Below are 9808 nucleotides of genomic sequence, written 5' to 3'. Positions count from 1 at the left end.
AGTCTGTTTAAATACATCTTATGTTAAGGTTCAATGTTACATTAAAATAACTGTTTTAATCAAAATTTAATGTTTAAATACATCTTATGTTAAGGTTCAATTGCCTACTTTCCCTGTCCCTAATGGGTTTAAAGAGTTTAAATACATATTATGTTAAGGTTCAATAGTTGAGGTTTAGAACTTTTAAATTTAATTTAGGTGTTTAAATACATATTATGTTAAGGTTCAATTGTTTCCACAGGTGTTCCTAGAACAGATATATTTTTGTTTAAATACATCTTATGTTAAGGTTCAATAAGTTCGTATTCTATTGAGAATAGTCTGTTTAAATACATCTTATGTTAAGGTTCAATGTTACATTAAAATAACTGTTTTAATCAAAATTTAATGTTTAAATACATCTTATGTTAAGGTTCAATTGCCTACTTTCCCTGTCCCTAATGGGTTTAAAGAGTTTAAATACATATTATGTTAAGGTTCAATAGTTGAGGTTTAGAACTTTTAAATTTAATTTAGGTGTTTAAATACATATTATGTTAAGGTTCAATTGTTTCCACAGGTGTTCCTAGAACAGATATATTTTTGTTTAAATACATATTATGTTAAGGTTCAATGTAAACTTATCAGAGAGATTATTTTCTGTTAATGGGTTTAAATACATATTATGTTAAGGTTCAATCTGCTACTCCACCCATCAGAATAATTACCTATTATGTTTAAATACATATTATGTTAAGGTTCAATTTTTTAAATTCTTTAGCTATCTTAGAGGCTAGTTCTGTTTAAATACATATTATGTTAAGGTTCAATTTATCTTTCACACACTTTTTCTCTTAGAATGTAGGTTTAAATACATATTATGTTAAGGTTCAATTTTTGAAAAATTATAGAGTTTTGAGCCAGTTCTTTGTTTAAATACATATTATGTTAAGGTTCAATCCATCACCATTAGATGTAGATTTCAATGCATCTTTTGTTTAAATACATATTATGTTAAGGTTCAATACTAGCAAAATAGCCATTTTCATATTTAATAATACTACTTTAAGCCTATTATTTCAATATACCTAGTAGAACTTTACCAATGTCTACTACACCTTTTATAATTTATAGCGTTATGCTCTCCACCCTTGTGTTTTCAATGGTTCACATGATATAAGCAGTTTTTCATCATTGGTAAATTCAATGTCTAGTATATTCTTTTTTTCTATTTAATATTTATTTTTCTTATCTTTCTTTAACGGCTCTGTTTTAAATCAAGGTTGATAATAGATTGATAAAAATGGACAAAATTACTTGTCCACTTTTGATATAAATTATAATAAAATAATCCTGCCTACTTTATTTTGAAATACAACAAGCACTAATTCTAATTCTTACTCCTAATACACTCTTTTTATCTTTGATTTGCTCTCATTATACATAAAAGTTCCAAATATAATAGAAGCAATAGACCAAATAACAACTTGATATAATTCTATAGTAATTGCTTTTCCTAAAATCCAAGGAAAAATATACTGTGTTACACTAAAAACAAAAATCCCCCATTGAAATGCCTCCCTAATACATTGTCTTTTCAATTTTTTTATTTGCATATTATAACTTTGATCATCATAAAATTCAGTTTCATCAACTCCACTTTTTTAATTTGATCTACAATATAACATGAATTTATACTCTGAAGTACCACTAATGCTACTGTTCCAATTCTTTCTACCATACCCTTGACCTCTTATTAAATTCTATTAAAGAATATAGAGTTATCCTTAATTTACATCACAACTTATATTCAATTCCATTGTCCTATTTCTAGTTGACATACCTAAGGATTTATAAAACCTTATAGCCTTTTCATTGAATTCCCATAACATTTAACTAAATTGATTTTCTGCAACCAAAAAGCCATCGTTAATTGGTCTTTTCTAATCAACAATGGCTTTCTATTTATTCTTTATTCTCTGCAATATCTTTGAAAATTCTTGAATATGCCTCTTCAATATGTTTTTTGTTTTCAATGTCATTATAAAATCCATATTCTCTAAATATTAATTCTCCATTTTTCTTTAATATGCCAGTAGCAAATGGAGGTGAATCTGATAACTGCTCTGCATCCTCATATGTTATCTCTTCTGCAATAAATGGTATAGGGCCTTTAGTATCTTTAATAAAGAAGAATGGAACTACACATTTATTATATACAGGAGCATACTCTTTTTTTGAAGCTTCCTGTAAATTCTCTTCTGTAATAAATATAGCATCATATTTCATTAACTTGCTTTCTTTTTCTAAATCATTGAATTCTAAATTCTCAAATGCTATCATCTTTTCCTTAACATCTGGAATTTCACCAATAACCCCTATATTTAGACTTTTCCCAGTATATTTCTCAAATCTTTGGCTATTTAACCACAATAAACAAGTTAGGATTAATATCCCTATTACAAATACTTTCATATATTTTTTCATTAACTCCACACCCTTAATTAACATTATATGTAATTCATTATATTCATTTAGCTTTATAAGCATTACTAATCTCTGTTCTTTTCTAAAGCTGAAATATAATAAAAATGCCCATGTCTATTAGTCTTCGCTAACAAACAAGGACTCTTTTCTTATAATCTATACTTAACTCACTTCCTTAAAACTCAACACCCAATGATTAAGAAATCTACCATTTTGATATTTCTTTACAATTTCATAGTTATTCTCTTCAATTTTAGCAATAACAGGTGAAGTTCTCTTTATAAGATCTACTGACAAATTATTTTCCCCACAGTACTTTTCAACTTCTGCACAAATATCATCATCTGTTTTTGGCATATCATTTAAATTAACAAGAAAATCTTTTTTTAACATAATGCTTAATATCCCCCTTAATAAAATTTTCTTTACAATTATATTATATGTTAAGGGAATCCTTGTTATACATTTTTTACCATTTAAATTTATTGTTTAGTTCTGCTTTAATTTTATTCCTATATTATTAAGTTCTCTTTCACTCTTCTACATAAGCTTTTTCTTCTTATGCCTAGCTACTCCAAAGCTAAACACAAAAAAGTCATTGTTAACTTTACTTCCTAATCAACAATGACTTAATTTTATTCATCTATTTTTTTATATTTAAGAAAAACTTTATCCTTACTTTCCTCTAAGAATATTTCTAGGTTTGCAAGTTTTACAAAACAAAATTCTTCTATTGCTTTTTCACTATCTTCTCTTAAGTAATAATCATGAGTATATCTATTTCTAAGTCTAACTGATAAAACTAAATATTGCTTTAGTTTATTATCAAAAAAACCCATCTCATGTGCTTTTTCAACTAATTGTGTTGCAGAAGTTGAACTTTTAATCTTCCCATCATTTATTAATATATAACTTTCACACATATCAACAATATATTCTGTAAAATCTTGAAAGAAAGCAAACATAGCTCTTCTTATAATTCTACTATCAGTTTCATTATATTCTTTTATAGCTACTTTTAAATCTGATAAATTATCAGTTGCTGATTGATACTTCTCTTCTAACTTTAGGTTTCTACTAAGTTTTTCATTATTTCTTATATACTTTAAAACATTATGAGTGAAATCATACCACTTTTCATCATTTAATATATATTGCTTTTCACTATCTATTGCTATCCTTGCGAATTTATTAGAAAAATTATTAAATAAAATGAAAGTTAAATGTATATCAGGATAGTTATAAAATTCTTTTGCAATTTCTAAAATCTCATCTTCAATTTCTAAGGTGTCCATAAAAGTTATATTTGGAGCTGTAATTACTAATAAATCAATATCACTTCTATCTTTAATCCATTCTTCTGTTCTAAAACTTCCAAATTCAACTATAGCAATTATACTTTTCAAATTCTTTAGCTTTACTAAGAATTCAGCCTCTATCATATTAATCACCTCATTATATTCCTAGTATTATTATAGCCTAAGAGCTCAAGTTTATAAATACATACTTATGTTATACTTTAATTAGATTTCTAACCTCTTACCCTAACTTTAGTAACTATTTAAGCATTTACATATTCTAATAGAATCATACCTGTTTCTCTATTTTATATTCTTAAATTCCTTCTCAATCCTCTCCATAATCTTTTTCTTCTTATATCTAACAGCTCCAAAACTCATTTCATCCTTATGTGCTTCATAGTACTTCTGCAAGTTTCCTCTCTCCTCATTAATATAGAATATGAATTCTCTTTCCTCATCACTTAAACTTGCCATAGCACTTAATAATAGATTAACCTCCTCTCTATCCTCAAAATCCTTTTCCATTGAAAAATCATCCTCCAAAGTGTCCTTAATTGTGATATCCTCCCCTATTGGTGTATCTAAACTAGAAAACTTCATAGCAAACTCTTTTCTTCTTAACATACTTCCATATTTATTTCTCAAAAGAATAGTTATGAATGCAACAAAATCTATTCCAAAACTTCCATCATACTTCTTAACCCCATCCATAAATTCTATCCATGCTATTTGCTCTAAATCTTCCCTATCATAACCCTTTATGAAATACTTAGTTGAATACTTATATATTAATCCTTTGTGAATCTCAAAAAGCTTTTCCATGGCTTCTTTATTTCCCTTTTTCCCCTCTACTAGCAAAATATCAACCATTTCTTTATTCATAAACCCTATACCCCTAAACTTTATATTTTCCCTATTAAAACACCTTATTTTCATGCTAATCTACTTATAAAAAAGTCAATTCCAATTATAAATTTTATATTATTTCATTGTTTAAAATACTCTACACACCTAAGGTGACACTTTTTATAAAAACCTGTCATCGCTTCAACCCTTGATATAACTTGATGGTAACAGAGGTGACAAGAAAATCCCTATTTTCACTTATTAATAAATACATATATTAATTTATTTTCATTAAATATTTATTTCCTTATATATAGAAGTGAAAAAAAGCTGTCATCACTGTCACCTCATTGAAATCACTGACTTTGAGGCATACAAAACCTGTCACCACTCTGTCACCTTACCTGTCACCCTTATAACATTATTAAAATAGTTAGCTTTAATACTACTTAAATTTATTACTAAATTACATATAGCAACTTTCAACTTTAATCTGTATTCTCTTCCAAAGTCTATAATGTTTATTTCTATCTTTTAATACATTAAAATTAACTTCTAATTCCTTATTGAACTTACCATGTGATAGTGCCTTAACTCCATTTTCTTCACAAAACTCCTTATATCTATCATAAAGTTCTCCTCTAATACACTGAAAAGTTTCACCAAGCTCACAGCATTCCTCAACAAAAGAGATTACATTATTATTTTCACGCTTATAATCCTTCTTAACCTCCTCAGTTATCTCATTCTCACTAAACTCAAAGTTATTCTCATATAACCTTTTTAACCCTTCTAAAGCCCAATTTAATATGCCTTCCTTCTCCTTTTGGAACTTAGCTTTTAGATGCTTGTCCACCTTACTTTTCTCTATCTGTCTAGTAAATGGAACAATTATAATCCTTCTATAAAATCCTTCTGTTCTATCCACATAGTTTCTAGGTAATTCATTACAACTGAAGACAAGTCTTGAAAATGGCTTAAATTTAAATGGATTCTTATTTTTCTTTTCTGCCATCAAATAGTCCTCTCCTGTTACCACCTTAAATATGCCTGTATCATCTATTGATTTACTTGGAAGATCTGAGAATACATTGGCTAATTTCCCTAGAAGCTCTGCTGTTTTAAACTTGTCTCCAATATCTTGCCATGGTATATTACTTACATTGATTTTCCCAAGTAGTAAGTATTCCACCACCCATAAAAGTGTACTTTTACCTGTTCTAGCTGGTCCCCAAAATACAAAGGACTTTTGAGCAGCAGTATTTGTGGTAAGTAAATACCCTACAATCTCCTGAACTAAGGGAATTAGCCTACAATCTAAAACTTCATTTAGAAACTTCTTAAATTGTGGACAATCAGCATGAGGATTATACTCTACATTAAGCTGAACTGTACTTAAATAGCTAGGTGTATGCTCCTTAAAGCTTCCATCTCTAATGTCCAAAAGCCCATTTCTTGTATTAACTATATAAGGATTCCTATTAAAATCATCAAAATCTCTAGAAACAAGTATGTCCCATTGATTCCTACAATCTCTAATAGTCCCCATAGTGCAATAATTAGGTAGCATATAATCCATGATTATCCTTCCTGCTTCCTTCTCTCCACTAATGTTATAAACTCCATTTTCATATATCAAAAAAGATTCTCCTCCATAGTAGACATGCCTAGTTTCACTTAAATGCTTTGCCAAAACAAAAGGTAAAAACTTTAAGCCCTTGTCCTGCTCCTCATACCATGGAAGATTACCACCATTCTTTTGCTTATTATCCTTCTTACCCTTAGCTTCATTACCCTTATCCTTCTTAAACTTCCTAATAATCTCCCTATAAAATGCAATAAGATCCTTTGGATTCTTAATCTTTAAATAATTAGCCAAGTCCTCCTCAATAAGACTCTTCCCTAGGGCTACTCCAATGTTATACATGTAATTCTCTATGAACTTAAGAGCAGTATCAACATTAGTGGCATTAGAAACCTCACTAACTTTTAAAGTTTTTATACACGCTCTAAGCTCCTTCACAGTTAAAGGCTTAAAAGCTAAAGATGCTGGACTTTTACAATTACAGGTCTTTCCTAACTTTTTGCAAGTATATCCCCTATCCTTAAGTGTTTCACAAGTCATAGGACCTGCCCCAGACTTTAGAAAATTACTTATCTTGCCATTAGTTTCCCTCTCACTATAGGTCTTATAACCCTTACTAAGCTCATGAATTCTTGCACTTCCTCCACTAAAAAGAGCAAGGTTAGTAATCATTCCATGCCATAAAGGTTCAGAAAGAGTTTTTGAATTATTCTTGCAGTGCTTTATAAAATCACATTTAAAACAAATAACCTCTAATCCATTTTGAGTATTTATTCCTTCTTCCCCGCCATTACTTCTCTCTAGGTTCTCTGATATTAAGGAAGATTCATTTATTAAGTCAGATTTATTACTTATTAGACTATTGGTAGCTTGTCCACTAACCCCAGTTAAATAATCTTGCCCTTGAAATCCACTCTTATTTATAGTTAAAACTTCTTCATTATTACTTGTTCTAATTACTTCCTCACTTATTAAAGATACTTGTCCACTTACTCCACTTTCCTCATAAATATGACTACTTATTGAAGGTGTTTGTCCACTAAACTCAGTTGAATAACTATATGGTTCTTGTTGTTTCTTATTAGTTAACTCTCTATCTATTATGTTAATTAGTTTATTCTCTGAAATATTATCATCTGACATGCTATGCAAGTTCTCTTCATTCTTATATGAAACTTGCTCTTTAGATCTGTTATTTAGATTTTCTTCATTACTTCTTGAAATGTTATCCCTGTTTATTAATGTACTCTCTTGTAAATCACTATGATAATTTGAAATGTAACTATCTAAATTCTTATTATTGTTTTCAATACCTACCTGGCATAATTCTTCTATATCCCTTTTAAAATCACCTAACTGAATTTCATTCCATGATATCAGTGAAATATTTTTATCATGTAAATTTATGCTTGTCCAATTAGTTTTTCCTATACTGCTTTCACCTAAAGAATAGGTTGTCCACTCTGCTATTTCTAAAGCATCAGTATTTAAATGAATGCTTGTCCACCCTACACCTTCAGCTCTTATTTTCTCTTCTCCATCATATATCCACTCTATTTCTGAATCTGTTTCTTCCTTATTACAATTTTCATTGATTTCTTTACTATTTATTGTTTTATCATCATTTACGCTGAACTCACTTTCGCTATAACTAAGTTCTCTTTCTAATTCATCTTGTGTATATACTAGGCTTGGATTAAGCTTTATGCATTTCACTCTTACTGGCTCCTCTTTACAATGATAGAAACCTGGAACTCTCATTACTCTGCTTTCATTTATACAGCTTCCATCTCCATTAAAATACTTAGCTAATTTCCTCTGTATTCCCCTAAACCTTTCTACCTCTCCATCCTTTATTAGAAAATACACATGAAGAGATTTTCTAGTTTGCACTATTATACTAGGCTCTATAGGAAACCTACTTATATTCTCCAACTGCTCCTCTAAGGAAAGAGTATCACACTCAAAGAACTGAGCATTAATCTTCTTTATCTTACTATCACTATTACCTCCAGAGTTAACCACAAAGAATATTCCTCTCTCAGCCTCATTATGAGCCATTAATATCTTGCTCTTAGAAGAGAACTCCTTAATATCAAAACTTAGGTTCTTCCCCTTAAAGTCTGTCCCCTTCTTATCTGAAAAGACTCTAATATTAATCCTCTCACTAGGTTCCTTAGAGTTGTCCCCTTTAGTAAAACATTCAAGAAACCTCTTAGCCTCATTTAAGTCCCACTTCCTAAAACCATCTTTATTCAATTTTTCAACACCCCTTTATTACTCTGTTTTAGGTCTTATTTCATTTTAGCTAGCCTTTCCACATTATTTATTCCTTGCTGAATTTATACAGCTTTTGAGCTGCATGATTTAATATTTATTCATGTTATAAAGTTATTCAAAATATTTTAGTATGCTTTTCCGTCATTTCCTCTTCCTTTAAATCATCTTAATGTATTTAGATTATTATTTACTCCACTTTTCAAATTTCTTTTGATTAATAACACACACATTTTATTTGCACTACTATCCTTCTTTTAAATAGCTAGGTGTGACACAAGTAACTATAACTTGTACTCCCCTTACCAACTATTTACAATTGCATTATATACTTTTTTTACCATTTTATAAAACCCCATTTTTTACCAATATTTTCAATTATTCTTTAAGAACTCTCTTTTTCTTCCTTTTTCTTACATTTTCTAACACTACGTGTATTTCACTAAATTTATTATTGCTTTATACGTGTGACACTGATACAATTAAGTTGTAATAATTTTACATTTATAGTATTTTAAGAGAAATATCTGTGATTAAACATCTTAAAATTAGGCTAATATCTAAATATCAATATTTTTTAATTATTATTAATCATTGATATAGTAGATAAAAACTTGGGGATAGCTTACGATTTTATCTCTTGAAGTGCTACTGACTTAGTTAATTAAGCTTGTTAAAATATTTATATAAAAGGGGGACTTTTATGCTTATTGGCCATAGGTTACAACAATTAAGAAAAAAACGAAAATTAACTCAAAAGGTATTAGCAGAAAGAGCTGGTATATCACGATCATACCTTGCAGATATAGAACATAACAGGTATAACCCTAGCTTAGGCACCATAGAAGCTCTTACTAGTGCCTTGAAACTAGATATGAAGTCATTCTTTGATGATACTATTTTAGCTGATTCATACTATTTAAAACCACTTAATGAAGAAACTGAAGAAGTAGAAGAACTATCTGACAATGAAATTGAAGAGCTTTCTGAAAATAATATTGTTGAAAAGGAAATATCACGTCCTTTAAACACTTCATGTTTATCAGAGAAAGAATTAAGAGATATTAAAGATGACTTGGATATAGCACTCAGTCATTTAGATGATTTAGAAAAGGATTTAATGTTTGACGAGGATGTAATGGACTTAGAAACTAGACAGATACTGAAAACCAGCTTAGAACACTCAATGCAAGTAGCAAAGGCTATTGCTAAAAGTAAGTTTAATCCTAAAAGAAAATAATACTTGCTAAGATTAATTTTTAGATAAATTTAAATTGGTCGCTAGTTTATCTAAGAATTAATTTAATTCTTAATCAAGTTTTTAAGGCTAATC

Annotated in this window: 7 protein-coding genes and 1 CRISPR repeat array (1 of these 8 cut by a window edge); of the genes, 1 reads left to right on the top strand and 6 read right to left on the bottom strand. The window is 29.0% G+C overall.

Translation table 11 applies throughout. From position 1 onward, the window contains the following. A CRISPR array of direct repeats spans positions 1–1005; the repeat unit is 30 nt; unit sequence GTTTAAATACATATTATGTTAAGGTTCAAT (it extends 249 nt beyond the left edge of the window). A gap of 580 nt (positions 1006–1585) precedes the next feature. From ACQZHJ_RS06525 to ACQZHJ_RS06500, 6 genes are all read right to left on the bottom strand, one after another. After that, complete coding sequence (locus ACQZHJ_RS06525) at positions 1586–1720, bottom strand: hypothetical protein (RefSeq protein ID WP_430484737.1); 135 nt, start codon at positions 1718–1720, stop codon at positions 1586–1588. Positions 1721–1944: 224 nt separating this feature from the next. Then, positions 1945–2466: a transcription elongation factor GreAB gene (locus ACQZHJ_RS06520; RefSeq protein ID WP_430484736.1), complete on the bottom strand. Its 522-nt coding sequence runs from the start codon at positions 2464–2466 to the stop codon at positions 1945–1947. A 162-nt stretch (positions 2467–2628) separates the two neighbouring features. Then, positions 2629–2859 (bottom strand): DUF4318 domain-containing protein, encoded by a 231-nt coding sequence (locus ACQZHJ_RS06515; protein ID WP_430484735.1) that lies wholly within the window; start codon positions 2857–2859, stop codon positions 2629–2631. A 242-nt stretch (positions 2860–3101) separates the two neighbouring features. Further along, positions 3102–3908, bottom strand: a complete 807-nt coding sequence (locus ACQZHJ_RS06510) for a nucleotidyltransferase domain-containing protein (RefSeq protein ID WP_430484734.1) — start codon at positions 3906–3908, stop codon at positions 3102–3104. 159 nt (positions 3909–4067) lie between these two features. After that, complete coding sequence (locus ACQZHJ_RS06505) at positions 4068–4649, bottom strand: sigma-70 family RNA polymerase sigma factor (protein WP_430484733.1); 582 nt, start codon at positions 4647–4649, stop codon at positions 4068–4070. A 430-nt stretch (positions 4650–5079) separates the two neighbouring features. Continuing rightward, positions 5080–8457 carry a DNA primase family protein gene (locus ACQZHJ_RS06500; RefSeq protein WP_430484732.1) on the bottom strand — a complete coding sequence of 1126 codons (3378 nt, stop codon included), beginning with the start codon at positions 8455–8457 and terminating at the stop codon, positions 5080–5082. A 721-nt stretch (positions 8458–9178) separates the two neighbouring features. On the opposite strand from ACQZHJ_RS06500, the gene ACQZHJ_RS06495 reads away from it, so the two are divergent. Further along, positions 9179–9715 (top strand): helix-turn-helix domain-containing protein, encoded by a 537-nt coding sequence (locus tag ACQZHJ_RS06495; protein WP_430484731.1) that lies wholly within the window; start codon positions 9179–9181, stop codon positions 9713–9715. Positions 9716–9808: the final 93 nt, after the last annotated feature.

This window comes from Clostridium sp. B9 (assembly GCF_050509515.1).
GTDB lineage: Bacteria > Bacillota > Clostridia > Clostridiales > Clostridiaceae > Sarcina.
The sequence above is the reverse complement of the archived record's forward strand: the minus strand, read 5'-3'. Positions and strand labels throughout refer to the sequence as shown.

Excerpts from the sequence above, each read along its gene's own strand:
- ACQZHJ_RS06505 (WP_430484733.1), bottom strand. The coding sequence starts at position 4,649 with ATGAATAAAGAAATGGTTGATATTTTGCTAGTAGAGGGGAAAAAGGGA.
- ACQZHJ_RS06520 (WP_430484736.1), bottom strand. The coding sequence starts at position 2,466 with ATGAAAAAATATATGAAAGTATTTGTAATAGGGATATTAATCCTAACT.
- ACQZHJ_RS06525 (WP_430484737.1), bottom strand. The coding sequence starts at position 1,720 with ATGGTAGAAAGAATTGGAACAGTAGCATTAGTGGTACTTCAGAGTATA.
- ACQZHJ_RS06495 (WP_430484731.1), top strand. The coding sequence starts at position 9,179 with ATGCTTATTGGCCATAGGTTACAACAATTAAGAAAAAAACGAAAATTA.
- ACQZHJ_RS06510 (WP_430484734.1), bottom strand. The coding sequence starts at position 3,908 with ATGATAGAGGCTGAATTCTTAGTAAAGCTAAAGAATTTGAAAAGTATA.
- ACQZHJ_RS06515 (WP_430484735.1), bottom strand. The coding sequence starts at position 2,859 with ATGTTAAAAAAAGATTTTCTTGTTAATTTAAATGATATGCCAAAAACA.